A 24,166-nucleotide genomic window follows, 5' to 3' on the forward strand; every position below is an offset into this window, starting at 1 on the left:
CCGGGTGGGATACCAGCGTGGCACGTTGATCCGCCGCAGCCGGTGGCCTTCACTCGGTACCGGCCGTGGCCGCAGTCCTGCGCGATCAGCCTGCGAGTCGTCGTCACCGCACCCGACCGGCTACGGGGGTCGTCCACTGTGCCCGTGGTGTCCAACGGAGATCCCGGCGGATCGCCTTCGCTGGGTGCTGCGCTCGACAGCGCACCGATGTCGCGTCTGCATCTGAAATTCTGGTGGCTGGCCGGACTGGGGATCCTCCTCGACGGCTTCGACTTCTTCATCATCGGCGTCGCCAATCCCCTCATCGCGAGGGAGTTCGGCGGGAGTTCGGCCGAGCAGGGCCTGCTGTCGGCCGCGGCGATCGTGGGGGCCGCCCTCGGCGCCGCGCTGCTGGGTCCGCTCGGCGACCGCATCGGCCGGAGCCGGATCTTCCGGATCGACCTGTGGCTGTTCGTCGTCTTCTCGGTGCTGTGCGCCTGCGCATGGGACATCTGGTCCCTGATCGCGGCGACCAGTGCGCTGGCGTTCGCGGTCACCCTGGCCTTCCGCATCGAGCCGGCCGGCCGCTCGCTCGACGAGCTCTCCGGCGAGGAGACCGCCGCGGTCTCCCCCCGTGTGACCCCGCCGTAGTACGCCTTCGGACGGCGATCGGGGGTGGACGCCCGAACCGGGCCGGACGGGTCCTGCGCCCTGCGCGCCGTTTGCGCCGATACTGACAGGACCGAGGCGTGCAACCCGGCGCCGGCACGGTGCGAACCTGAGCAGCCCCCGACCGGAGTGATCGTTACCAGTCTCATCAGGAGGTTCCCATGAGGATGCTCATCAATGTGCCCGAGACGGTCGTCGCCGACGGCCTGCGGGGACTGGCCGCCGCGCATCCCGAGCTGACCGTCGACGTCGAGAACCGGGTCGTGCTGCGGGGTGACGCGCCCGTCGCCGGAAAGGTGGCGCTGGTGTCCGGGGGCGGGTCCGGACACGAGCCCTTGCACGGGGGGTTCGTCGGTCCGGGGATGCTGTCCGCGGCATGCCCGGGCGAGGTGTTCACGTCCCCGGTGCCCGACCAGATGACACGGGCCGCCGCCGCCGTGGACAGCGGGGCCGGAGTGCTGTTCGTCGTCAAGAACTACACCGGCGACGTCCTCAACTTCGACATGGCGGCCGAGCTCGCCGAGGACGAGGGTGTCCAGGTCGCCAAGGTGCTGGTGAACGACGACGTGGCGGTGACGGACAGTCTGTACACGGCGGGCCGCCGCGGAACCGGCGCGACGCTGTTCGTGGAGAAGATCGCGGGTGCGGCGGCCGAGGAGGGCGCGCCGCTGGAGCGCGTCGAGTCGATCGCCCGCGACGTGAACGCGCGGTCGCGGAGCCTCGGCGTGGCGCTGAGCGCGGTCACGACACCGGCCAAGGGAAGTCCGACGTTCGACCTGCCGCCCGGAGAACTGGAGTTGGGCATCGGTATCCACGGCGAGCCGGGCCGGGAGCGTCGGCCCATGATGACGTCGCGGGAGATCGCGGACTTCGCGGTGAACGCGGTCCTGGAGGACCTCGAGCCGTCCAGCCCGGTCCTCCTGCTCGTCAACGGCATGGGCGCGACACCGCTGCTGGAGCTGTACGGCTTCAACGCGGAGGTGCACCGGGTGCTCGGCGAGCGGGGCGTACCCGTGGCCCGCACGCTCGTCGGGAACTACGTCACCTCGCTCGACATGGCCGGCTGCTCGGTGACGATCTGCGCGATGAACGAGGAACTGCTGCGGCTGTGGGACGCGCCCGTGCAGACCCCGGCGCTGCGCTGGGGGCGCTGACCATGGCAGAGGGTCGGGGAGCACGCGTACTGGACACCGGGTTCTTCCGCCGCTGGATGTCCGCCACCTCCGCCGCCGTGGACCGTGAGGCCGCGCACCTCACCGAGCTGGACTCGGCGATCGGCGACGCCGACCACGGCACCAACATGCAGCGCGGGTTCACCGCCGTCACGGCCGTTCTGGACAAGGAGGCACCCGACACCCCGGGGGCCGTACTCGTCCTGTCGGGGCGGCATCTGATCTCGACGGTCGGCGGAGCCTCCGGGCCGCTCTACGGGACCCTGCTGAGGCGTGCGGGCAAGGCGCTCGGCGACGCGGCCGAGGTGTCGCAGGAACAGCTCGCCGACGCACTGCGCACGGGCGTCGCCGCGGTCGCGCAGCTCGGCGGCGCGAAGGCGGGTGACAAGACGATGCTGGATGCGCTGGAGCCGGCCGTGGCAGCGCTGGGCGAGTCGTTCGCCGCCGCCAGGGAGGCCGCCGAGCAGGGGGCGCTCGCAACCGTGCCGATGCTGGCGCGCAAGGGCAGGGCCAGCTACCTGGGCGAGCGCAGCATCGGGCACCAGGATCCCGGCGCCACGTCCTCGGCGCTGCTGATCGCCGCCCTCGGCCAGGCGGAGTCGGGGGACGGGGCGGCTGCGGCGGAGGCGTCGTGAGCCTCGTCGGGATCGTCCTCGTCTCACACAGCGCACAGGTCGCCGCTTCCGTCGCCGAACTCGCCCGCGAGCTCGCGGGCGGCGGCGCGGCGGCCCCGGTCGCGCCCGCCGGCGGCACGCCCGACGGGGGGCTCGGCACCAGCTCGGAGCTGATCACGACGGCCGCGGAGGCCGTGGACCAGGGGGCCGGCATCGCCGTCCTGGCCGACCTCGGCAGCGCCGTGCTGACGGTGAAGGCGCTGCTCGCCGAGGGCGACGAGCTGCCCCAGGGCACCCGGCTGGTGGATGCGCCGTTCGTCGAGGGCGCGATCGCCGCGGCCGTCACGGCGTCCGCCGGCGGCGACCTCGACGCGGTGGAGGCGGCGGCCACGGAGGCGTACGGGTACCGCAAGGTGTGACCGTGCGCATCCGTGCGCGACTTGTGATGTACCTGGTCAAAGCACTAATGTCGCACCGCCTTGGTGAACGGGAAACCGGTGCGGTACCGGTGCGGCCCTCGCCACTGTGATCGGGAAGTCCGGCTCCATCCGCAAGGAAGCCACTGGACCGCCGCGGGAGACCGCGGCGTCCGGGAAGGCGGAGCCTGGGCGGCAGCCTGTGTTATCTGGGGGAGAGACCCCCGGGCCCCTCCCGTCAGCCAGGAGACCGGCCAAGGCGCGTCGTCCATCCACGAGGTGCTGGAGAGGTCTCCCAACCATGCATATAGCCGAGGGGTATCTGCCCCCGTTGCACGCGGCCGCCTGGGGCGCCGCGTCCGCCCCGTTCGTCGTTCACGGCGTGCGGGCGCTCACCCGCGAGGTCAAGGCCCATCCCGAGTCGACTCTGCTGCTCGGCGCGTCGGGTGCGTTCACCTTTGTTCTTTCGGCGCTCAAGATTCCCTCGGTGACGGGCAGTTGCTCCCATCCCACGGGGACCGGTCTGGGCGCGATCCTGTTCCGGCCGCCGATCATGGCGGTGCTGGGCACCATCACCCTGCTGTTCCAGGCATTGTTGCTCGCGCACGGCGGGCTCACCACACTCGGCGCCAACGTCTTCTCCATGGCGGTCGTCGGACCGTGGGCCGGATATGCGGTGTACCGGTTGCTGCGGCGGTCCGGACTGCCGCTGATGGTGAGCGTGTTCTTCGGCGCGTTCGTGGCGGACCTGTCCACGTACTGCGTCACCAGCGTGCAGCTGGCCCTGGCGTTCCCCGACCCGAGCAGCGGCTTCCTCGGCGCGCTCGGCAAGTTCGGCGGCATCTTCGCGGTCACCCAGCTCCCGCTGGCGGTCAGCGAGGGGCTGCTCACCGTGCTGGTGATGCGGCTGCTGGTGCAGTCGAGCACGGGTGAGCTGACCCGGCTCGGTGTGCTGCTGCAGGGCGGGAACAAGACGGAGGCGGTCGTCCGATGAGCCGAAACGCGAAGGTCAACACGCTGCTGCTGTCGATCGTGGCGGCGCTGGCCGTACTGCCGCTCGCCCTGGGCCTCGGGGACGGCGAGGAGGAGCCGTTCGCCGGTGCCGACGCGCAGGCGGAGGCGGCGATCACCGAGCTCGAGCCGGATTACGAGCCCTGGTTCAGCCCTCTGTACGAACCGCCGTCGGGCGAGATCGAGTCGGCGCTGTTCTCACTGCAGGCCGCGATCGGCGCCGGCGTCCTGGCGTACTACTTCGGGCTGCACAGGGGGCGGCGGCAGGGCGAGGCCCGTGCGGCGGAGCGCGCCTCCCAGGACGCCGGCTCCTCCGCCACGGAGACCGAGGCGTAGGCGCGGATGCTGCCGATCGACGCGGCGGCGCACAGCAGTCGCTGGCGCCGCCGCCATCCGTGCGAGAAGGCGGTGCTCGGGCTCGGGCTGACGGTCTGTGCGATCTCGCTGCCGCCGTGGCCGGGCGCCGTGCTGGTCGCGGCCGCCGCCGTCACCGTACTGCTCGGCCCGGCCGGGGTCACGCCGCGGCTGCTGTGGCGGGCGTGGCGCATTCCGCTCGGGTTCTGTGCGACGGGGGCGGTGCCGCTGCTGTTCGCGGTGGGCGGGCCCGAGGGGTTCGTCGCGCTCGCGCCGGACGGGGCGCTGCACGCGGGGCGGCTGCTGCTGCGGACGTCGGCGGCGTCGCTCGGGGTGCTGCTGTTCGCGTTCACCACGCCGGTGTCCGACGTACTGCCCCGGCTGGTGCGCGCGGGCGTGCCGGCACCGGTGGTCGATGTGGCGCTGGTCATGTACCGGATCAGCTTTCTGCTCCTCGACTCGCTGCGCCGGATCCGCGAGGCTCAGGCGGCCCGGCTCGGCCACACCTCCCGCGCGGCGACGTGGCGTTCCCTCGCGGGTCTCGGGGCGACCGCGTTCGTCCGCGCCTTCGACCGGGCCCAGCGGCTCCAGACGGGGCTCGCAGGACGCGGCTACGACGGGACGCTGCGGGTCCTGGTGCCGCAGGCGTCGGTGTCCGCGCGATTCCTGGCCGCGACCGGCGGGCTCCTCGCGGGGATCGTCGCCCTCACCCTCGTACTGGAAAGGTCCGTCCTATGAGCGAGTCTCCCGTGGTGGAGCTGGTCGACGCCGGGTACGCGTACGCCGAGGGACCGCAGGTGCTCGCCGGAGTGGACTTCGCCGTGGCAGCCGGGCGATCGCTCGCGCTGCTCGGCCGCAACGGCAGCGGCAAGACGACGCTGCTGCGGCTGCTGAGCGGCGGGCTGCGGTGCGGGCGGGACCGGCTGCTGCTGGACGGCGAGCCGGTGTCGTACGACCGCGCCGGGCTGACCCGGCTCAGGACGGCCGTGCAGCTCGTCGTGCAGGACCCGGACGACCAGTTGTTCGCGGCGTCCGTCGGTCAGGACGTGTCCTTCGGGCCGATGAATCTGGGGCTGCCGGAGGACGAGGTACGGGCGCGGGTCGCCGAGTCGCTGGAGGCCCTGGACATCACGGCGCTCGAGGACCGGCCGACGCATCTCCTCTCGTACGGCCAGCGCAAACGGGCCGCGATCGCGGGTGCGGTGGCGATGCGGCCGCGGGTGCTGATCCTGGACGAGCCCACCGCGGGCCTCGACCCGCACGGCCAGGAGCGGCTCCTGGAGGTGCTGGACCGGCTCCGGAAAGCGGGCACGACCGTGGTGATGGCCACGCACGACGTGGATCTCGCCCTGCGCTGGGCGGACGACGCGGCCGTCCTGTCGCCCGCGGGCCTGCGCACGGGAGCGGTCTCCGCGCTCCTCGCCGACCGGGAGCTGCTCGACGCGGCACGGCTGCGCAGGCCGTGGGCGCTGGCGGCGGCGGAGGTCCTGCGCGCGCACGGCCTGCTGACCGGGGACACTCCGGGGCCGCGCACCCCGGAGGAACTGGACCGCTGGGCGGTGCCGGCGTAGCGCACATCACGCCCAGCCCGTTGTGCAACTTGTTGCACAACGGGCTGCCGGCGTCTACAAAGGGGGCGACGACATGCGCGAGGAGGCGCCGGATGACCCTGTACCCGCACTTGCTGAGCCCGCTCGACCTCGGGTTCACGACGCTCCCCAACCGGGTGCTGATGGGCTCGATGCACATCGGCCTGGAGGAGGCGGAGAACGGCTTCGCGCGGATGGCCGCCTTCTACGCCGCCCGCGCACGCGGCGGGGTCGGCCTGATCGTCACCGGCGGTATCGCCCCCAACGAGGAGGGGCGTCCGTACGACGGCGGCGCCAAGCTCACCACCGAGGAGGAGGCGGCGCAGCACCGCACCATCACCGAGGCGGTGCATACGGCGGGCGGGCGGATCGCGATGCAGATCCTGCACTTCGGCCGGTACGCATACCACCCCCAGCTGGTCGCGCCCAGCGCGCTCCAGGCCCCCATCAGCCCGTTCGTCCCGCGTGCCCTCACCGACGAGGACGTCGAGCGGACGGTCGAGGACTATGTGCGGGCGGCGGAGCTCGCGAAGTCCGCCGGGTACGACGGCGTCGAGATCATGGGCTCCGAGGGCTATCTCATCAACGAGTTCATCGCGAGCGCCACCAACCGCCGGGACGACCGCTGGGGCGGCTCGTACGCCGACCGCACCCGCTTCCCGCGCGAGATCGTCCGCCGCACGCGCGAGCGCGTCGGCGAGGACTTCATCATCATCTACCGCCTCTCGATGCTCGACCTGGTGCCGGGCGGCTCGTCGCTGGAGGAGGTCGTCGCCCTCGCCGAGGAGATCGAGGAGGCCGGCGCGACGATCATCAACACCGGTATCGGCTGGCACGAGGCCCGCATCCCGACGATCGCGACCTCGGTGCCGCGCGGCGCCTACACCTGGGTGACGCAGAAGCTCATGGGCTCGGTGTCGGTACCGCTCGTCACCAGCAACCGCATCAACACGCCCGAGGTGGCCGAACGGCTGCTCGCCGAGGGACGCGCCGACATGGTGTCGATGGCGCGGCCCTTCCTGGCCGACCCGGACTTCGTGGCGAAGGCGCGCGAGGACCGCGCCGAGACGATCAACACCTGTATCGGCTGCAACCAGGCCTGCCTGGACCACACCTTCAGCGGCAGGATCACCTCCTGCCTGGTCAACCCGCGTGCCTGCCACGAGACCGAGCTGGTCCTCGCCCCCACCCGGCTGCGCAAGCGCCTCGCCGTCGTCGGCGCAGGACCGGCGGGACTCGCCTTCGCGGTGTCGGCCGCCGAACGCGGGCACGAGGTGACGCTCTTCGACGCCGCGGACGAGATCGGCGGACAGCTCAACATCGCCAAGCGGGTGCCGGGCAAGGAGGAGTTCGAGGAGACGCTCCGCTACTTCCGTACGCAGCTGGAGCTGCGCGGTGTGGAGGTGCGGCTGAGGACGCCGGTCACGCCGGAGCTGGTCACCGGGTACGACGAGATCGTCGTCGCCACCGGGGTCACGCCCCGCACGCCCGCGATCGAGGGTGCCGACCATCCGAGCGTCGTCAGCTACCTCGATGTCCTGCGCGACGGGGCGAAGGTCGGCGAGCGCGTGGCCATCGTCGGCGCGGGCGGGATCGGCTTCGACGTCGCGGAGTTCCTCACCGACGGCGGCGAGGGGGCGAGTCTGGATCCCGAGACGTACTTCCGGCAGTGGGGCGTGGACACCGCCTACGCCACGCCGGGCGGGCTGCGGACCCCCGAGCGGCCGGAGCCGCCGCGCACGGTGCATCTGCTGCAGCGCAAGGCGACCAAGGTCGGCGCGGGGCTCGGCAAGACGACCGGCTGGATCCACCGCACCGAACTCAAGCACCGCGGGGTCACGATGGTCGCCGGGGCGACGTACGACCGGATCGACGACGACGGTCTGCACATCACCGTCGACGGCACACCCGCGACGCTCGCCGTGGACACGATCGTGCTGTGCGCGGGACAGGAGCCGCGGCGCGATCTGTACGAGGAGCTGAGCGCGGCGGGACACACCGTGCACCTCATCGGCGGCGCCGACGTCGCGGCGGAGCTGGACGCGAAGCGCGCCATCGACCAGGGCACACGGCTGGCGGCGGCGATCTGATCGCCCCGGTCGCCCGTCCTTAGGATGCGGTCATGTCACTCCCGCACGCCATCCTCACCGCCCTGCTGGAAAAGCCGTCGTCGGGACTGGAGCTGACCCGTCGCTTCGACCGGTCCATCGGATACTTCTGGTCGGCCACGCACCAGCAGATCTACCGGGAGCTGGGGAAGCTGGAGGAGGCGGGGCACATCCGCGCCCTGCCCGCCGCGCAGCCCACGCGCGGACAGAAGAAGGAGTACGAGGTCCTGCCCGCGGGCCGCGCGGAGCTCACCGCGTGGGTGGGCAGGACCGAGGATCCCAAACCGATCCGGGACGCGCTGCTGCTGCGGATGCGGGCGGCGGCCGTGGTCGGGACGGAGGGCCTGGAGGCCGAGCTGCGACGTCATCTCTCCCTGCACGAGCGCCAGTTGACCGAGTACCTCGACATCGAGAAGCGCCACTTCCCGCCGGAGCGGGACTCGGTCGAGGACCGGCTGCGGCATGTCGTGCTGCGGGGCGGGATCGATCTCGAGCGGTTCTGGATCGAATGGCTGACGCAGGCGCTGCGGGAACTGGGGGGTTGACGGGGCCCGCCCGGTAGCGCCGGGTGGGCCCGGACGTCCGTCCGGAAACGCCGGACCGGCTTCTGGCCGACCCCACACCGCCCGGCCGGCAGGAGCGTCCGTCCTCGGACGCCGGACGGTCTCAGAAGGAGCCCCGCCACCCGCCCGTCACCGGCACGCGCCAGGGGCGCCGGATCGAGTACAGGTTCCACGACAAGCACGTCGCCCAACTCCTGGACGAGGCCGTCCACCACATCGAGCACCTACGGCTCGGCGCCCGTGATCTGCCGGTGCGGGCCGGAGATACTGGTCGGCCTGGATCGACTCGCTGACCACGAGGGGCGGACATCGTGAACCACGCACAAGGGACGGGTAGTTGGCAGCACAGCGGAGCCTCCGGGCGCCACGCCGTCGTCATCGGGGGAAGCCTCGCGGGACTGCTCGCGGCCCATGTTCTCGCCGGACACGCCGACAAGGTGACGATCGTCGAGCGCGACCGCTTCCCCAAGGACCCACAGCCGCGCCCCGGCGTGCCGCAGGGCCGCCACGCCCATGTGCTGCTGGAGGGGGGCCAGCTGGCCCTGGACTCCCTGCTGCCGGGATTCATGGCCGAGCTGAGGGCCGCGGGGGCGCCCCGGGTGGGGATGCCGTCGGACATGGTGCAGTGGCAACTGGGCCGCTGGTTTCGCCGCACGGACCCGACGACGTACCTCTACACCGGCTCCCGGGCCCAGATCGAGCATCTGGTGCGGCAGCGGGTGCTGGCCAACCCCGCCGTCACGACCGTCACGTCGACGGAGGCCGTCGGACTGACCGGTGACGCCTCACGCGTTCGGGGAGTGCTGCTGCGCGAGCGGGGTGAGGCTGCGAGGACGGCCCAGGGGCAACCTCGCACCCTGGAAGCCGACATGGTCGTGGACGCGTCCGGCCGCGGCTCGCGCGCCGGCCAGTGGCTGAGCGCGATCGGCGCCGAGGCCCCGGAGGAGGAGACCATCGACACCGGTCTCGCCTACGCCTCGCGCATCTACCGCGACAAGGGTGAGCAGCTCGGCACCCATGCGCTCGCCTACTACGTCATCCCGAACCCCTCGCAGGTGTACGGCGGCGGAGTGATCCCCCTGGAGGACGGCACCCATCTCGTGGTCCTGTCAGGGGTGCGTGGTCTGGAACCGCCCACGGACGAGGAGGGGTTCATCGCCTTCGCGGCCCGGCTGCCGCATCCCTTCATCCATGACTGGCTGCTCCAGGCGGAACCGTTGACACCGCTCTTCGGCTATCGGTCGGCCACGAACCTCCGCCGCCGGTACGACCGTCCGGGCCGCCGTCCCGCGGGCTTCCTCGCGATCGGCGACGCGCTGTGCACGTTCAACCCGGTCTACGGGCAGGGCATGGCCGTCGCCGCGATGAGCGCCGTCGCATTGCGCGACGCGCTGGCCGACCCACGCCGTACACCCACGACACGCCGGGTCCAGCAGGCACTCTTCGATGCGTCGCGCCAGGCGTGGGACATCTCGTCGGGCGCGGACAGGAAGATGCCGGGGGCCGTCGGGAACGCATTCGCCAGCGGCACCCTGGACCGGCCGGTCGGCTGGTATCTGCGCCGCGTCCAGGAGCGCTACCCCACCGACCCCGTCGTGGGCGCCGCCTTCCGCTCCGTACTGACCCTGGCCTCACCGCTCACCTCGCTGTTCGCTCCGGAGGTGGTGCGGGCCGTGCTCCTCCGTCCTGCCGCGCAGGCACCCGTCGAGCCCCCGATGACACGCGAGCCGACGAGCGGGCCGACGCCGCGCGAGGGCTGACAGCACGGGCGCGGTCACGGCCGCGGTCGCGGTGGCGGTCGCGGTCGCGGTCGCGGTCGCACGGATTGTCGAAGCCCCGGTGACACGGCCCTGACCCTGGGCAGCCCCAAGGGCGAGTACACGCCGGCGGCTGCCTAGGATCTACCCGTGATCGCTGACCTGCAGTGCGTGGTGCTGGACTGTGCCGAGCCCAGGGAACTCCGCGGGTTCTACCACCAGTTGCTCGGCGGGACCGTCGATCGGCAGGACCGCCGGTGGGCGCTCGGCGACGACTGGGCCACGCTGCACACGCCGACCGGACTGGTGATCGCTTTCCAACGGGCAGCGGACTACCGGCCGCCACGGTGGCGGGACCCCGCCAGACCCCAGCAGTTCCACCTGGACTTCGGCGTGTCGGACCTGGATCGGGCCCAGGAGCAAGTCCTGGCCCAGGGTGCGACGGTTCTGGACCGCGGACCCGACGGGCGGGGCTGGCGCGTCTTTGCCGACCCGGCCGGGCATCCGTTCTGCCTGGTCCGTCACGCGTCGCAGTGACCGGCAGCCTCGGACCGACCTCGCAGCCTGGCTGTTCCACCGGCACCGTCGGCCGACTGCCACCCCCGCACATCCGGACGAGAGCACGGACGGGGCCCGAAGGGGAGTGCGTGGACGGCCTGCGGGTGGTCCGCCACCGACCGCACCGGTTGTCGCTCCTCGCAGCCAACGGCTCAGCTCGAGCACCGGCACTCGTCGTCGGTGGGAGCCCCTGCTGAGCGGGACCAGGTCAGGTGGCCGAGCGCAGCATGCCCGCGATCTGCTTCCAGTCCGGGTCCATGGGCGCGTGGTCTCGCGCCCCCGTGGCGATGTCCTTGAAACCGCTGGACGTCGCGACGCACACCACCGGGCCCTCGACGGGCTCCCGCAGGGCGCGGAGGGCCGCGAGTCCCGCCGCGGCGGACAGCTCCACCCACAGTCCCTGAGCGGCGAGTTCGGCACGGGCCTCGCTCATCCGGGCGTCGGTGACCGTCAGGGCGGCGCCGCCGCTCTCGCGGACGGCGACGACTCCGCGGTAGCCGCCCGTCTCGCAGTCGATGGCGTACGCGTCCGTCGGGCCGACGGGGACCCGGGTGGCGGGCAGGCCGCTGCGGAGCGCCGCGGCGAGCGCTCCGGCGGCCGCGGGCTCGCAGCTGTAGAGGCGCGGCGTGCGCTCAGCGAGGCCCAGCAGGGTCAGCTCGTGGAAGCCCTTCCAGACGCCGAAGAGGAGCTCGCCGTAGCCGGTGGGCACGAACACCGCGCCGGGGACCGCGCCCAGCTCGACGAAGATCTCGTAAGCGATCGTCTTGTAGCCCTCCGGCCCGAACGGGTGGCCTGTGTGGCCGGTTTCGGTGAGGTTGCTCACGGGCTGGTAACCGAACTCGTCGATGATCCGGCGCATCAGCGGTCGTACGGTGTCGACGGGAACGGTGAGCACGGTCGCCCCGTACGCCCGCACGAAGGACGCGACGGCCGGCGGCACGTACGGGGACGTGAACACGACGCACGGCAGCCCGGCGCGGGCCGCGTACGCGGCCGCTGCCGCGCCGTGGTTGCCGGACGACGAGGCCACGATGCCCCGGGCGCCGGAGAAGACCGCGGCGCTGACGGCGACGCGGTTCAGGCGGTCCTTGTGGCTCCATGTCGGGTTGCGGGACTCGTCCTTGACGAGGACACCGTCGGACAGTGTCACGAGCGGGGTGTGGCCCTCGCCGAGGCCGGGTGCGACGAGCGGCGGAAGCAGCGGGGCCCAGCGTTCGAGGCCGTGCGCGGCAGGGCGGCGGAAGAGATCGGCCGGGGTGCTGTCGTAGGCGTAGTCGATGTCCAGCGGGTAGGCGGTGTCGCCGGTGGACGTGCGCGGGCACCCGCTGGTCAGCGGCGGCCGCAGCGGATGGCGTACCCGGGGGTCGTACAGGGACCGCTGGGCCGTGGCGAGCGAGGGTGCCGACTGCTGCTCCATGGGACGCGATCATGTCAGACGGGCCCGTCCGGTACGGGCTCAGGGACGCGCGTCGCGTGCCGCCTCGACCGCGTCCGCGACCTGGTCGTAGAACCGGACGTGCGCGCCCGCGCTGCACGGGGCCTCCGGGTTCCACGGCACGATGCGGGCCCCGGAGGCGGCGGACCGCCAGGCCGCTTCGGTGCGCAGGGATGCGAGCGGATAGGCGTTGGCTCGCACGTCCACGAGGAGGACCTGGGGGCCGAGTGCGGCGACGCCGGACCAGTCGGCCGTGCACCAGTTGGTGCTCGGACCGCCCTGCGGGTCGACCAGATCGAGGCCGAAGCCGGCGAGTTCCCGCAGGTCCGGCCAGGAGTAGGGCTTCGCGAGATACGCGCTGTCCGCGGATGAGGGCGACAGCGCGAGCAGCACAGGACGCGCATCGGGAGCCCCGGCCGCCGCCAGGTCGCGCAGCCGGGCCTCCGCCCGGGCGAGGGGGCCGGCCATGGCGAGCTCCCCGTCGGCCCCCAGCGCGTGGGCGAGTTCGGCGAAGCGGGCGCGGACCGAGGCGAGCGAGCGGCCCTGTCCCACGTCGAGTACGACCAGGGGCACGCGCTCCTCGAGGTGCTTGGCCGCGTCGGGGTCGAGCCCGTAGACCTGCGCCCCGCCGTAGCTGACGGCGACGACGAGATCGGCGTCGGCGCCGAGCAGCGCATCGGCGTCGAGCGCGGTGCCGGAGCCGAGGTACGCGATGTCGTCGAGCGGAAGTCCTCCCGCCTTCACCGGGTCGGGTCCGTCACCGTCGTGGTTCGACCCGAACAGTCCGGCGGGCAGTACGCCGTGGTCCCAGAGGCTCGCTCCCGCCTGTATGTACGCGACGGCTCTGCGCGGCCACCGGGGCGCCGTCGCCAGGTGGCCGCGGTCGTCGAGAAACTGCCAGTCCGTCTGCCGCTCCATGATCCGTGTGCTCCTGCCCCTCGCCCACTGGTGGATGCGAGGGGTTTCCTGCCCAAGGATCGGAAGTCTCGAACGGCGGACCTGCCGCTCCCGGGGTCAGCCGGCCCGGGCGGGCTCTGGTGCCGTGCCCCGCCAGACCGTCGTGGTGTTGCAGAACTCCTTGATGCCGTGGCCGGACAGCTCGCGGCCGTACCCGGAGCGCTTCACGCCGCCGAACGGCATGGCGGGATGCGACGCCGTCATCCCGTTGACGAACACGCCGCCCGCCTCCAGATCCCGTACGAATCGGCCCACTTCGCTCTCGTCGCGCGTCCAGACGTTCGAACTCAGCCCGAAGGGTGAGTCGTTGGCGACCTGTACCGCCTCGTCCAGGTCTCCGACCCGGTACACGGTGGCCACGGGACCGAAGGTCTCCTCCTGGTGGATCCGCATCTCGGGGGTGATCCCGGTGAGGACGGTCGGGAGGTAGAACCAGCCGCGCGGCTGCTCCCCCGGCCGGCCGGCGCCGCACAGCGCGTGCGCGCCGAGGCGCAGTGCGTCGTCGACGAGCTCTTCGATGTCGGTACGGCCCTGCTCGCTGGCGAGGGGGCCCACGTCGGTGGACTCCTCGAGGGGGTCCCCCACCGTGAGCCCCTCCATACGTGCGGTGAACCGCTCGACGAACGTGTCGTACACGTCCTCGTGGACGATGAAGCGCTTGGCCGCGATGCAGGACTGGCCGTTGTTCTGGACGCGCGCGGTGACCGCGGTCCTGGCGGCCTTGTCGACGTCGGCGGACGGCATCACCACGTACGGATCGCTGCCGCCGAGCTCCAGGACGGTCTTCTTCACCTCGTCGCCGGCGACCGATGCGACCGACCGACCGGCGGACTCGCTGCCGGTGAGCGTGGCGGCGGCGACCCGCGGGTCGCGCAGGACGCCCTCGACCGCAGCGGAGCCGATCAGCAGAGTCTGGAAGCAGCCTTCGGGGAAGCCGGCCCGGTGGAAGAGATCGCCCAGGTAGAGGGCGGTCTGCGGGACGTTGGACGCGTGTTTGAGCAGTCCGGTGTTGCCCGCCATGAGCGCGGGGGCGGCGAAGCGCACGACCTGCCAGAGGGGGAAGTTCCACGGCATCACGGCCAGGACGACGCCGAGCGGCCGGTAGTGGACGTGGGCGACGGCGGCGCCCGAGTCCTTCACGTCGGCCTCCGCGACGGGCTCGTCGGCGAGGAGTTCCTCGGCGTGGTCGGCGTACCAGCGCATGGCCTTGACGCACTTGGCCGCCTCGGCCCGCGCGGCCGTGATCGGTTTCCCCATCTCGGTGGTCATGGTCCGCGCAATGTCCTCCTGGTCCTTCTCCAGGAGCCCTGCGGCCTTCTTGAGCAGCAGCGCACGCTCGCCGAATCCGGTGGTGCGGTACTGCAGAAACGCCTCGTGGGCGGCGGCCAGGCGGCTCTCGATCGCCTCGGGCCCGAGTGCTTCGAAGGTCTTGAGCGTCTCGCCGGTCGCGGGATTCACCGTGGCGATGGGCATGGCTGTGTCCTCCTTGGACTCGCACCTACGACCCTGCCGCGCCCAGGGCTGTGGCGCAACGCGGCTGCGGCGGCCGCGGTGGTTCCCGTCGAAGCCCAGCGGGATTCCGCCGAAGGCGCGCACCCCGGACATCGGTGGCCGGGGCGCGGGCCGGGTGAGGACGGACGGGTGCGACGGCGGCAGCGTCCCCCGGATGGGCGCGGCGCAGCCCGCCGACGTACGCTCGTCAGGTACGGATCACACGCCAGGGAGGCGAGCGGCGTGACCGGACATCGTCCCACCGCACGGACGCCCGTACAGGCGCTCGTGGCGGTCATGGTCGCGGTGGCACTCGCGGGTACCGCACCGGCCCACGCGGAGGACGACATCGAATCCCTCAGCGCCCAGCAGATCTCCGACCGGGCGAAAGAGGCCATGCTGAGCGCCACGTCGGTGCACATCAGCACGGAGGGCGATCTGCGCCCCGCGGGCTCCACCAGCGAACTCGATCTCACGATGGACCGCGACGGGAACTGCGCGGGCACGGTCAGCACCGGCGCCAAGGGCTCCGTCGAGATCATCAAGCGCGGCGACACCGTGTGGATGAAGCCGGACGAGCTCTTCTGGAAGAGTCAGGTGCCCGGGGCCGGTGAGCAGGCCGCGGAGCTCTTCAAGGACCGCTACCTGCGCGGAAGCACGAAGGACAGCATGCTCAAGAGCATGGCCGACGTGTGCGACCTCGACCGTCTGCTGAACTCGATCGCCGACTCCCCCGACATGAAGGTCCCACTTACCAAGGGCGGGACCACGAAGATCGACGGCGTCGACGTCATCACGGTCACCGGGAAGCGGGAGGGGAGGACGACGACGATGTACGTCGCCACCGAGGGCGAGCCCTATCCGGTGCGGCTGGAGACGACAGCGGGATCGGCGAAGGCGAGCATCACCCTTTCCGCGTACGACGAGCCGGTTCCCTCCGCCACTCCCCCGGCGGACAAGTCCGTGGACATTTCCCGGGTGTCCGAGCAGGAGAACTGAGCCGCTCCCGCCGATCGGAGCGCTCGGCAGCGATGGCGGCGGCGGAAGGCCGGCAGCAGACTCGACGGCATGTCGGGCAAGCAGAGCGCTGGTCTTCTCCTCTTCCGGGTCGAAGGTCCTGACGTCGAGGTGCTGATCGGGCACATGGGCGGTCCTTTCTGGGCGGCCCGCGACGCCGGCGCGTGGTCGATCCCCAAAGGGGAGTACGGCCCCGACGAGGGGCCGGAGGCCGCCGCGCTCCGCGAGTTCGAGGAGGAGCTCGGACTGCCCGTGCCCGACGGGGACCGTGTGGCGCTCGGCGAGAGCCGCCAGCCCGGCGGCAAGGTCGTCACCGTCTGGGCGGTCGAGGGCGACCTCGACCCCGACCGGGTGGTTCCCGGCACTTTCACCATGGAATGGCCGCCGCGGTCCGGCGTGCTGAGCGAGTTCCCCGAGGTCGACCGGGTCGGCTGGTTCTCCCTGGAGCGTGCGGCCGAGCTGCTCGTCCCGGGACAGCGGATCTTTCTGGACCGCCTCGGTCATCACATACGCGACCACATACGCGACGGCCGCTGAGAGCGGCCGCGCCCGAAGCGAAGGACATACCCCGTGCCCCATCGTTCCAAGGCGGTCGCCGCCACCTGTGCGGCGCTGCTCGCCGCCACCGTTCTCCCCGCTTCCGCCTCCGCCTCCACCCGTGCGTACTACGAGGGTTCGGTGAGCGCGGCAGAGCTACTGGCCCAGGTCGGCGACTGTGACCGAATATCTGACGGCCGGTACCGAATAGACGCGGACGAGCCCGCCGATGTCCCGGTGTGCGGCACGAGCGATGCCGTGTTCTGGAAGGCGGACATGGACATCGACTGCGACGGATGGCCCACGGAGGAGTGCAACAGCGACACGGACCCCTACTTCCAGGACGCGACGGCGGTCCTGGACTCCGAGGGTGATCCGCTCAGCTCCGAGTTCATCCCGTTCATCGTGGTCCCGACACCCAGCTCGCGCTGGGACTACCGCGACTCCGGCATACGCGCCGGCAGCGTCGCGGCCGTCATCTACCGCGGCAGAGTGGTGTACGCGGTTGTCGGGGACGTCGGACCGAGCAAGATCATCGGCGAGGCCTCGTGGGCCACGGCCGACGCGCTGGGCATCGATCCCGATCCGCAGACCGGCGGCGTCAATTCCGGTGTCACGTACATCGTGTTCCGCGACTCGCAGGTCTCACCGGTCGAGTCCCACAGTGCCGCGGTCGCCCTGGGCAACCGGCTGGCGCGCGATTTCGTCGGTCGCTGATGACCGGCCCCCGGAGGACCATGGGAGCACGGTGCCGCAGGGACGACGGAGGGACGGACCGTGCTGGGTGACAACAGGGAATTCAGCGGCTTCTCGGTCGACGGCCTCGAGAAGGCGAAGCAGTTCTACGGCGGCACACTCGGTCTGCGCGTCTCCGAGGACAACGGACTGCTGACGCTGCACCTCGCCGGGGACACGAACGTGCCGGTGTACCCGAAGGACGGTCACACGCCCGCGGCGTTCACCCTTCTCGACTTCCCGGTGGACGACATCGACCGGGTCGTCGGCGAACTCGTCGCGCGCGGTGTGACATTCGAGCGCTACGAGGGCTTCGAGCAGGACGAGAAGGGCATCCATCGCGGCCGGGGCCCGGAGATCGCCTGGTTCAAGGACCCGGCGGGCAACGTCCTGTCGGTGCTCGGGACGTAGCAGACCGAACCGCCATGGACCCTGTGGAGGCACTGGACCGGATCGCGTTCCTGCTGGAGCGCTCCGGGGCTCCGACCTATCGGGTACGGGCCTTCCGTACGGCGTCGGCGGCCGTCACGGCACTGGGCGAGGACGCGGTGCGGGAGCGTGCCACGGCCGGATCGCTGGAGGCGGTGCGAGGGCTCGGACCGAAGACCGCGCAGGTGGTGCGGGAGGCTCTGGCCGGTGAGGTGCCTGCGTATCTGCGGCGGCTGGAGGAGGAGCCGGGCGCGGAGCCCGTCCACGGCGATGCCGGGACGCGGCTCCGCGCCGCGCTGCGCGGCGACTGCCATCTGCACTCGGACTGGTCGGACGGGGGCAGTCCGATCGAGGCGATGGGCCGGACCGCGGCGGCGCTCGGCCACGAGTGGGCCGTGCTCACCGACCACTCACCGCGGTTGAAGGTCGCGCGCGGGCTGACGGCGGACCGGCTGCGGGAGCAACTGGACGTCGTGGCGGAACTGAACCGCACCTGGGCGCCGTTCCGGTTGCTGACCGGGATCGAGTGCGACATCCTGCCCGACGGCTCGCTCGACCAGGAGCCGGAACTCCTGGACCGGCTGGATGTGGTGGTGGCATCCGCGCACTCCAAACTCCGCATGGCGGCACGGCCGATGACGCGGCGCATGATCACCGCGGTCGTGAATCCGCTGGTGGACGTGCTGGGGCACTGCACCGGGCGGCTGCTGACGGGACGTGACGGCGGACAGGGCCGGCCGGAGTCGGAGTTCGACGCCGAGGAGGTCTTCGCCGCGTGTGCGGAGCACGGGACGGCGGTGGAGATCAACAGCCGTCCGGAGCGGCTGGATCCGCCGCGGCAGCTGCTGCGGCGGGCGGTCGACGCGGGGACGCTCTTCGCGATCGACACGGACGCCCATGCTCCGGGTCAGCTGGACTGGCAGATCAACGGCTGCGCACGGGCGGAGGAGTGCGGGGTGCCCGAGGCGCGCGTGATCAGCACATGGTCCGCGGAGGAGCTGCTGCGGTGGACGCGCACCCGCGAGGTGCCGGCGCAGCGCTGAGCAGCCGTCCCGGGCCGCCGCCACCCGGACGAGGCTCTGCTCGTGCTGTGCGGCGCGCGAGGTGGGACCTTGGAGAGTGAGGCCCCAGGGCATGAGAGGACAGGGATCAGCGTGACCGCGACGGACAAGCACGGCGAGGAAGTATCGGTGCAGCTCAGCGGCGCACCGGAGGACGCGGACGCCGTCTTCGGCGCGCTGCTCACGGCGTACCCCTGCGATCGGGACGCCGAGGAGCACCCGCACCGGCAGGGCCGGGGCGACCACCCCACGATCTGGATGGCCACCTATGACGTGTCGCCCGCCGACACGGCAGGACCGATGGCCCCCACGGCGCTCGGCGAGCCCGTGGCGGCTGAGCTGTCCGGCTCGTATCCGGCGGTGGACCGGCTGGCCAAGGCGCTCACCTCGGGCTTCGCGGTCGAGGTGGAGCACGAGGTTTCGGGCGACGGCGAGAAGCAGCTGCGACTGCGTCTCGATTCGCCTGCCGCCAAGGGCGCCTGACCTGGGCGCTCGCCCGCCGTGAGGAGGAGACGGCGGGCGAGCGCCCCCCCTACATGCCTTGACAGACATATAACCAGTGGCGCATATTCGAGCCATGACAGACGCCATCTGGGCGGCCCTGGTGGATCCCCACCGGCGGGCCGTACTCGATCTGCTGCGCGACCGCGACCGGGCGGTCGGCGAGCTGGTCGAGGTGCTCGGGCAGTCCCAGCCCAATGTGTCGAAACATCTGAAGGTGCTGCGGGAGGCCGGGCTCGTCCGGGTGACCAAGCAGGCGCAGCAGCGCATCTACGCGATCGAGCCCGGCCCGATCGCGGAGCTGGACGCGTGGCTCGCGCCGTACCGGCGTCTGTGGAACGAACGACTCGACGCACTCGACCGCTACCTCGACGAGGTCGGTCAGGTCGACGGCGGCGGCGGCGAACGCACAGAGGAGCCATCATGAACCGCGGGACCTTCATCACCTTCGACGGCCGTCCGGCCGTCCAGTTCCAGCGCTCGTACGCGCACCCCGTCGAGCGGGTCTGGGGCGCTGTCTCCGAGCCGGAGGGCCTCGCCCACTGGTTCCCGTCGACGGTGCGGCTGGAGCCGCATGCCGGAGGGAAGATCGAGTTCTCCGACGATCCCCACATGTACGCGACGACGGGGACCGTGCTCGTCTTCGAGCCGCCGCACCGGCTCGCCTTCACCTGGGAGGGCGACGAGATCCACCTGGAGGTGGCGCCGGAGGGCGACTCGGGGTGCCGGCTGACGCTGACCAACGTCCTGGGCGCCGAGAACACCGCGGCCCGCAACGCCGCGGGCTGGAGCGTCTGCCTCGGCGAGCTCGACAAGCACCTCGCAGGGACCGGGGCCGGCGGCCCCCACAGCGAGTCGGCCGAGCCGTGGCAGCCCTACTACGACGCCTACGTCGCGGCGGGCATGCCGTCGGGGGCCGAGATCCCGGGCGCGCCGCAGCAGGACGCGTGAGGGGGCTCAGCTCAGCCGCGTGGGGGTGACACGACATCCCCGGACCGCCGCTGCCGCCGTGGCGCCGAACGCGTGTCCGCTTCCCCCGCGCCCGCCCGGGCGCGGGGGAAGCGGACACGGAGGCAGAGCCCTCGATTCGGGAGGGCCGCCGCGACCCAGCCCCGGTCCCGCTCCCCTGCTCCGCAGACGAGCAACTTCTTGCGCGCCAGGCCGACGACGATGACGATGCCGAACTCGATCCAGCCGTCGACCAGGCTGCCCTGGGCCGGGGCCGCGTCAGGATGCCTCGACGGCCGCCTTGATGCGGTGCGCGAAGGCGTCCGCGTCCTTGCGCGCGGCGCTCAGGGCCAACCCGACGAGCAGCTTGCCCAGGCCGTGGCCCTCCAGGGTGTTGAACACTCTCAGCCTGGTCCGGTCGGCGTCGACGGCCTCCAGGTCGTAACCACCCTCGGGAGCGGTCACGAGGTTCTTCGAGATCTCGGTCCAGCGGATCCTGCGCGGCGACTCGAAGGCACTGATCCGGAACTCCCGGTCCGTCGTCATCCCGGCGTCCTTGACCTTGCTGCGGTAGACGGTCCCGACGGCCGTCGGGCCGTCCGTCGTCTTCGTCATCTTCTGCACCCTCGGGCTGAACTTCGGATCGTTCTCGCCGTCGGCGAGGAAGGCGAAGACTTCCTCGACAGAGCGGTTGATCACGACGGTCGCCTCGAACTGTCCAGCCATCGTCTCTCCTTGCTGATCGGCGCCGGTGCCCCGGCATCCCCTCAGGGTCGCAGACCCCGGGCCGCGGCGCCCGGGCGAGCCGGCGCCGGCCATCGGCGTACCGGGACCGGGTCATGGCCGGCTCACGGGCGTGGCCGCACCGGCAGCTTCTCCACGCTGTTGCCCACGAAGCTGGCGTGACGCGGCAGTTCCGCCTCCGGAACGGCCAGGTCCAGCTCGGGGAAACGGGTGAACAGCCGCTCCAGGGCGATGGTCGCCTCCATCCGGGCCAGCGGGGCGCCCAGGCAGTAGTGCGGGCCGTGGCCGAGCGAGAGGTGGCGGGACGCGGTGCCGCGGGTGAGGTCGAAGCGGTCCGCGTCCGGGCCGTGCGCGGCCTTGTCGCGCCCGGCGGCCGAGTATCCGGCGAGCACCGGTGTGCCCCGGGGAAGGACGGTTCCGTGGAGGGTGAGGTCCTTCGTCGGATAGCGGAACGGGAAGTAGCTCACCGGGCTGTCCCAGCGCAGGGTCTCCTCGACCACGTCCGCCCAGCTCGCCTTCCCGTCCTGCACGAGGGCGAGCTGTTCGCGGTGGGCGCACAGCGCGCGCACGGCGTTGGTGATCAGGTTCAGGGTGGTCTCGTGCCCGGCGATGATCACCAGCAGCAGGGTGCCGAGCAGCTCGTGGCGGCTGAGCCGGTCGCCGTCCTCCTCGCGCGCCGCGATCAGTGCGCTGGTGAGGTCGTCACCCGGATCGGCGGCGCGGGCGGCGGCGACCGCGGAGAGCACCTCGACGAGCTCCTTGTTGGCCGCCATCGCCTCCTCGGGTCCGATGTCGGTGGCGACGACCCTGTGCGACAGCCGGTGCAGCCGGTCCGCGTACTCGGTGTCCACGCCGAGCAGCCCGCAGATCACGCCCATCGGCAGCGGCATGGCGAAGTGGCGCCGCAGATCCGCGGTTCCGCCGGACCCGGCCGCGGCCGCTTCCAGGCCGTCGAGCAGTTCGGCGGTCACCGTCTCGACGCGCGGTCGCAGCTCGTCGACCCGGCGCGCGGTGAACGCCTTGCTCACCAGCGCCCGCAACCGCCGGTGGTCGGCGCCGTCGGCCGTCGTCATGCCCTGCACGGTCGCGAAGGTCATCAGGGGCCAGCCGTCGGGAATGTGCCCCTCGCGCAGGGCGGTGAAGTGCTCGGCGCCCTTGGCGACGTCCGGATGGGCGAGGAACTCCCTTAGCGCGTCGTGTCCGAGCACGGCAATGCCCGCCACCTCGCCGGGGAGTACGACCGGGGTCACGGCTCCCCGCGCGAGCAGCCGTGCGTTGTCCGCGTGCGGGCAGCCTCCGGCGGGGTCCATCCGGTGCGGCGTGGTGGGTGAGGTCTTCGACATCGGTCTCCTGTCTCGGCGGAACGGGACTGCGGACGACGCGTGCTGTCACACCCGCCGTACGACATGCAGCAGGTACTCCTTGCGGTCCAGCGGATTGTGGTCCGTGCGCGGCCTGGCCGGAAGAGCGCCGCTGACCGGTGCGTACCGCTCGAAGGCGCACTCCAGTACGGCCTCACCGCGGGTCAGACCCGGCAGCCGCTGTTCGAGGCCGTGCACCCGGCCCGCCGGAACCTCTCCCTCCAGCACGTACGTCGCTCCGCGGAGCGCCGTGTCCTGCGGAACGGCACGGTCTCGCGCCAGTGCGGAGAGGACCGGACCGAGCGTGTCCGGGGGGACTTCGAGCCGGAAGCGGTGCAGTGGCTCGTGCACGCAGGTGCCGGCCTCGAGCAGCGCGCTCATCAGGACCAGCGGGGTGAGACCGCGGAAGTCGCCGGCAGTGCTGGACATGCTCTTGTCGAAGACGGCATGTGCGTGACTCTGGCGCGCGTAGTAGCCCGAGTGCGTCATGGTGACCGTGCAGTCGGGAACCTGCCATCCGTAGACACCCTGCTGCAGGGTCTCCCTGACCGATTCCTCCACCGCTTTGATGAAGGAGTACGGCATCGACCCGAGCTCGACCTCCAGCCGGAATTCCACACCGGCGCCGACCTTCGCGGGCTCGACCCGCAGTCCGACCGTGGCGAGGAAGGGGTTGTCCGGCTTCTGTTCCTTGAGCTCGACGGCCGCACCGACACCGACCGGCCGCTCGACACAGACGGTCGTCGTCTCACGGAAGGTGACGTCGACACCGAAGTCGTTGGCGAGCGTCGCCTGGATGACTTCCTTCTGCACCTCGCCGTAGAGCGAGACGGACACTTCCCGCCGGATGTCGTCCTGCCGCAGATCGATCAGCGGATCCTGCTCGGCGAGTTGGGTGAGCGCGGTGTGCAACGCGCCTTTGTCGCAGGGGCGGCAGGGCACGACCACCGTCTCCAGCGTCGGCGGCGCGAAATGACGCCGGTCCGCGTCCGAGGCGCGGGGCACGCCGACGGGGTCGCCGACTCGAATGCCGCCGAGCCCCCACAGCTTGCCGATCCGCCCCGCCGTCACCGCCTCGCGCCGGTCGGCCGAGCCGCGGTCGAAGACGCTGATCGCGGTGACCTTGCCCTCGTCGCCGACGCGCAGCGGCAGCCGGTCCCGGGTGCGTACCGTGCCCGAGAACATCCGCACGTACGCGATCTTCTCCCCCGCCGGACCCCGCTCGACCTTGAAGACCGTGCCGGACACGGGACCCTGCGCATCGCCCTCGGCCGCCGGCAGCAGTTCCCTGATGCCTGCGATCAGCGCATCCACGCCCGCGCCCGTCATGGCCGAACCGAAGAACACCGGGTGCACCAGGGCCTGCCGGGTCTGCGCCGCGAGCTCGTCGCGGAGCCTGCGGTACGAGACGGCCGACTCGTCCCGCACGTACGCGGCGAGGAACGCGTCGTCGTGGTCGGCCAGCACATCGGCGAGCCGGGCCGTGAACGCGCTGTCGGCGCCGGTGTACGGCGTGAACCGGGCGTCGGCGGAGCCGAGTCCGCCGGCCGCTCCCATCGCGACGATCGCCGGGTCCAGTCCCGTGGACATGGTCCGCAGCACGTCCACGTACTGCGCCCCACCGCGATCGATCTTGTTCACGAACACGAGCGTCGGAATGCCGAGGCGCCGCAGCGTCCGCATCAGCACGCGCGTCTGTGCCTGCACGCCCTCCACGGCCGACACGACCAGCACGGCGCCGTCGAGCACACTGAGCACCCGCTCCACCTCGGCGATGAAGTCGGGGTGTCCAGGGGTGTCGATGAGATTGACCGTCATGTCGTCGATGGCGAAGGAGACGACGGCGGACTTGATCGTGATGCCGCGCTGCCGCTCCAGCTCCAGTGAATCGGTCTGGGTACTACCGTCGTCGACGCTGCCGATCTCGTCGATGACACCGGCGGCGTGCAGCAGCCGCTCGGTCAGGCTCGTCTTACCGGCGTCGACATGCGCCAGAATTCCCAGGTTCAGTGTGCGCACTGTGTGTCATGTCCTTCGAATCGGCGGAAATTCCCTTCGTGTTGGACATGAACGCAGTGCGCATTACCCGCTCCTTGGTCTGTTGCCGGGTCCCGGCTGGTGTCGGCAGTGCAGCAGACGCCCCGCGGGACGGGCAACCGA

26 protein-coding genes, 1 pseudogene and 1 riboswitch are annotated in these 24,166 nt (G+C 71.7%); of the genes and pseudogenes, 21 read left to right on the forward strand and 6 right to left on the reverse strand.

All coding sequences use genetic code 11. The annotated features are described in order from the left end of the window. The first annotated feature begins 207 nt into the window (after window positions 1-207). The 13 genes and pseudogenes from ABT078_RS06865 (at window position 208) to ABT078_RS06925 (ending at window position 10,769) form a co-directional block, all read left to right on the forward strand. The gene (locus tag ABT078_RS06865; protein WP_351224604.1) at window positions 208-630 is read left to right on the forward strand and encodes an MFS transporter; all 423 of its coding nucleotides are present in this window, start codon (window positions 208-210) and stop codon (window positions 628-630) included. Window positions 631-809: 179 nt separating this feature from the next. Further along, complete coding sequence (dhaK, locus tag ABT078_RS06870; RefSeq protein WP_351224606.1) at window positions 810-1,802, forward strand: dihydroxyacetone kinase subunit DhaK; 993 nt, start codon at window positions 810-812, stop codon at window positions 1,800-1,802. Between the two features lie 2 nt (window positions 1,803-1,804). Next, window positions 1,805-2,455 (forward strand): dihydroxyacetone kinase subunit DhaL, encoded by a 651-nt coding sequence (gene dhaL, locus ABT078_RS06875; RefSeq protein ID WP_351224608.1) that lies wholly within the window; start codon window positions 1,805-1,807, stop codon window positions 2,453-2,455. Next, on the forward strand, window positions 2,452-2,853 hold the full coding sequence (gene dhaM / locus ABT078_RS06880; RefSeq protein WP_351224610.1) for a dihydroxyacetone kinase phosphoryl donor subunit DhaM: 402 nt from the start codon (window positions 2,452-2,454) through the stop codon (window positions 2,851-2,853). Before dhaL ends, dhaM begins: the two co-directional genes overlap by 4 nt. 17 nt (window positions 2,854-2,870) lie before the next feature. Continuing rightward, window positions 2,871-3,123: riboswitch (cobalamin riboswitch) on the forward strand. A gap of 28 nt (window positions 3,124-3,151) precedes the next feature. Further along, on the forward strand, window positions 3,152-3,844 hold the full coding sequence (locus tag ABT078_RS06885) for an energy-coupling factor ABC transporter permease (protein WP_351224612.1): 693 nt from the start codon (window positions 3,152-3,154) through the stop codon (window positions 3,842-3,844). Further along, window positions 3,841-4,197, forward strand: a complete 357-nt coding sequence (locus tag ABT078_RS06890; protein WP_351224614.1) for an energy-coupling factor ABC transporter substrate-binding protein — start codon at window positions 3,841-3,843, stop codon at window positions 4,195-4,197. The genes ABT078_RS06885 and ABT078_RS06890 overlap by 4 nt, the downstream gene beginning before the upstream one ends. Window positions 4,198-4,203: 6 nt before the next feature. Beyond that, window positions 4,204-4,953, forward strand: a complete 750-nt coding sequence (gene cbiQ / locus ABT078_RS06895) for a cobalt ECF transporter T component CbiQ (protein ID WP_351224616.1) — start codon at window positions 4,204-4,206, stop codon at window positions 4,951-4,953. Then, a complete protein-coding gene (locus ABT078_RS06900; RefSeq protein WP_351224618.1) occupies window positions 4,950-5,786 on the forward strand; it encodes an energy-coupling factor ABC transporter ATP-binding protein in 837 nt (278 codons plus the stop codon). Before cbiQ ends, ABT078_RS06900 begins: the two co-directional genes overlap by 4 nt. 92 nt (window positions 5,787-5,878) lie before the next feature. Next, the gene (locus tag ABT078_RS06905) at window positions 5,879-7,894 is read left to right on the forward strand and encodes an oxidoreductase (protein ID WP_351224620.1); all 2,016 of its coding nucleotides are present in this window, start codon (window positions 5,879-5,881) and stop codon (window positions 7,892-7,894) included. Between the two features lie 32 nt (window positions 7,895-7,926). Beyond that, window positions 7,927-8,457 carry a PadR family transcriptional regulator gene (locus ABT078_RS06910; RefSeq protein WP_351224622.1) on the forward strand — a complete coding sequence of 177 codons (531 nt, stop codon included), beginning with the start codon at window positions 7,927-7,929 and terminating at the stop codon, window positions 8,455-8,457. 146 nt (window positions 8,458-8,603) lie between these two features. Beyond that, window positions 8,604-8,768 (forward strand): annotated as a pseudogene (locus ABT078_RS06915) (transcriptional regulator); the annotation flags it as partial. 15 nt (window positions 8,769-8,783) lie between these two features. After that, window positions 8,784-10,235, forward strand: a complete 1,452-nt coding sequence (locus tag ABT078_RS06920) for an FAD-dependent oxidoreductase (RefSeq protein ID WP_351225056.1) — start codon at window positions 8,784-8,786, stop codon at window positions 10,233-10,235. A gap of 147 nt (window positions 10,236-10,382) precedes the next feature. Then, the gene (locus ABT078_RS06925) at window positions 10,383-10,769 is read left to right on the forward strand and encodes a VOC family protein (protein WP_351224624.1); all 387 of its coding nucleotides are present in this window, start codon (window positions 10,383-10,385) and stop codon (window positions 10,767-10,769) included. Between the two features lie 229 nt (window positions 10,770-10,998). Here ABT078_RS06925 and ABT078_RS06930 read toward each other — a convergent pair whose 3' ends face one another. The 3 genes from ABT078_RS06930 to ABT078_RS06940 form a co-directional block, all read right to left on the reverse strand. Next, on the reverse strand, window positions 10,999-12,207 hold the full coding sequence (locus ABT078_RS06930; protein ID WP_351224626.1) for a threonine synthase: 1,209 nt from the start codon (window positions 12,205-12,207) through the stop codon (window positions 10,999-11,001). Between the two features lie 39 nt (window positions 12,208-12,246). Continuing rightward, entirely contained in the window at window positions 12,247-13,143 is an 897-nt protein-coding gene (locus ABT078_RS06935) for a substrate-binding domain-containing protein (RefSeq protein WP_351224628.1), read from the reverse strand. 96 nt (window positions 13,144-13,239) lie between these two features. After that, window positions 13,240-14,655 (reverse strand): NADP-dependent succinic semialdehyde dehydrogenase, encoded by a 1,416-nt coding sequence (locus tag ABT078_RS06940; protein WP_351224630.1) that lies wholly within the window; start codon window positions 14,653-14,655, stop codon window positions 13,240-13,242. 261 nt (window positions 14,656-14,916) lie between these two features. Between ABT078_RS06940 and ABT078_RS06945 the strand changes: the two genes are divergently transcribed. The 8 genes from ABT078_RS06945 to ABT078_RS06980 all read left to right on the forward strand — a co-directional run bounded on the left by ABT078_RS06945 (window position 14,917) and on the right by ABT078_RS06980 (window position 19,904). After that, complete coding sequence (locus ABT078_RS06945; protein WP_351224632.1) at window positions 14,917-15,672, forward strand: LolA-like protein; 756 nt, start codon at window positions 14,917-14,919, stop codon at window positions 15,670-15,672. Window positions 15,673-15,741: 69 nt separating this feature from the next. Next, window positions 15,742-16,227 carry an NUDIX hydrolase gene (locus ABT078_RS06950; protein WP_351224634.1) on the forward strand — a complete coding sequence of 162 codons (486 nt, stop codon included), beginning with the start codon at window positions 15,742-15,744 and terminating at the stop codon, window positions 16,225-16,227. Window positions 16,228-16,260: 33 nt separating this feature from the next. Then, entirely contained in the window at window positions 16,261-16,944 is a 684-nt protein-coding gene (locus tag ABT078_RS06955; RefSeq protein ID WP_351224636.1) for a glycoside hydrolase family 75 protein, read from the forward strand. 60 nt (window positions 16,945-17,004) lie between these two features. Further along, window positions 17,005-17,373 (forward strand): VOC family protein, encoded by a 369-nt coding sequence (locus tag ABT078_RS06960; RefSeq protein WP_351224638.1) that lies wholly within the window; start codon window positions 17,005-17,007, stop codon window positions 17,371-17,373. Window positions 17,374-17,387: 14 nt separating this feature from the next. Beyond that, window positions 17,388-18,434 (forward strand): PHP domain-containing protein, encoded by a 1,047-nt coding sequence (locus tag ABT078_RS06965; protein ID WP_351224640.1) that lies wholly within the window; start codon window positions 17,388-17,390, stop codon window positions 18,432-18,434. A 111-nt stretch (window positions 18,435-18,545) separates the two neighbouring features. Further along, window positions 18,546-18,935 (forward strand): hypothetical protein, encoded by a 390-nt coding sequence (locus ABT078_RS06970; protein WP_351224642.1) that lies wholly within the window; start codon window positions 18,546-18,548, stop codon window positions 18,933-18,935. A 94-nt stretch (window positions 18,936-19,029) separates the two neighbouring features. Beyond that, window positions 19,030-19,380: an ArsR/SmtB family transcription factor gene (locus tag ABT078_RS06975; protein ID WP_351224644.1), complete on the forward strand. Its 351-nt coding sequence runs from the start codon at window positions 19,030-19,032 to the stop codon at window positions 19,378-19,380. Continuing rightward, complete coding sequence (locus ABT078_RS06980) at window positions 19,377-19,904, forward strand: SRPBCC family protein (protein ID WP_351224646.1); 528 nt, start codon at window positions 19,377-19,379, stop codon at window positions 19,902-19,904. Before ABT078_RS06975 ends, ABT078_RS06980 begins: the two co-directional genes overlap by 4 nt. A 276-nt stretch (window positions 19,905-20,180) precedes the next feature. Here ABT078_RS06980 and ABT078_RS06985 read toward each other — a convergent pair whose 3' ends face one another. From ABT078_RS06985 to ABT078_RS06995, 3 genes are all read right to left on the reverse strand, one after another. Further along, window positions 20,181-20,627, reverse strand: a complete 447-nt coding sequence (locus ABT078_RS06985) for an SRPBCC family protein (protein WP_351224648.1) — start codon at window positions 20,625-20,627, stop codon at window positions 20,181-20,183. Window positions 20,628-20,749: 122 nt separating this feature from the next. Next, a complete protein-coding gene (locus ABT078_RS06990; protein ID WP_351224649.1) occupies window positions 20,750-21,988 on the reverse strand; it encodes a cytochrome P450 family protein in 1,239 nt (412 codons plus the stop codon). A gap of 45 nt (window positions 21,989-22,033) precedes the next feature. After that, window positions 22,034-24,025 (reverse strand): GTP-binding protein, encoded by a 1,992-nt coding sequence (locus tag ABT078_RS06995; RefSeq protein WP_351224651.1) that lies wholly within the window; start codon window positions 24,023-24,025, stop codon window positions 22,034-22,036. Between the last annotated feature and the right edge of the window lie 141 nt (window positions 24,026-24,166).

The organism is Streptomyces sp. NPDC002133 (assembly GCF_040296405.1).
Classification (GTDB): domain Bacteria; phylum Actinomycetota; class Actinomycetes; order Streptomycetales; family Streptomycetaceae; genus Streptomyces.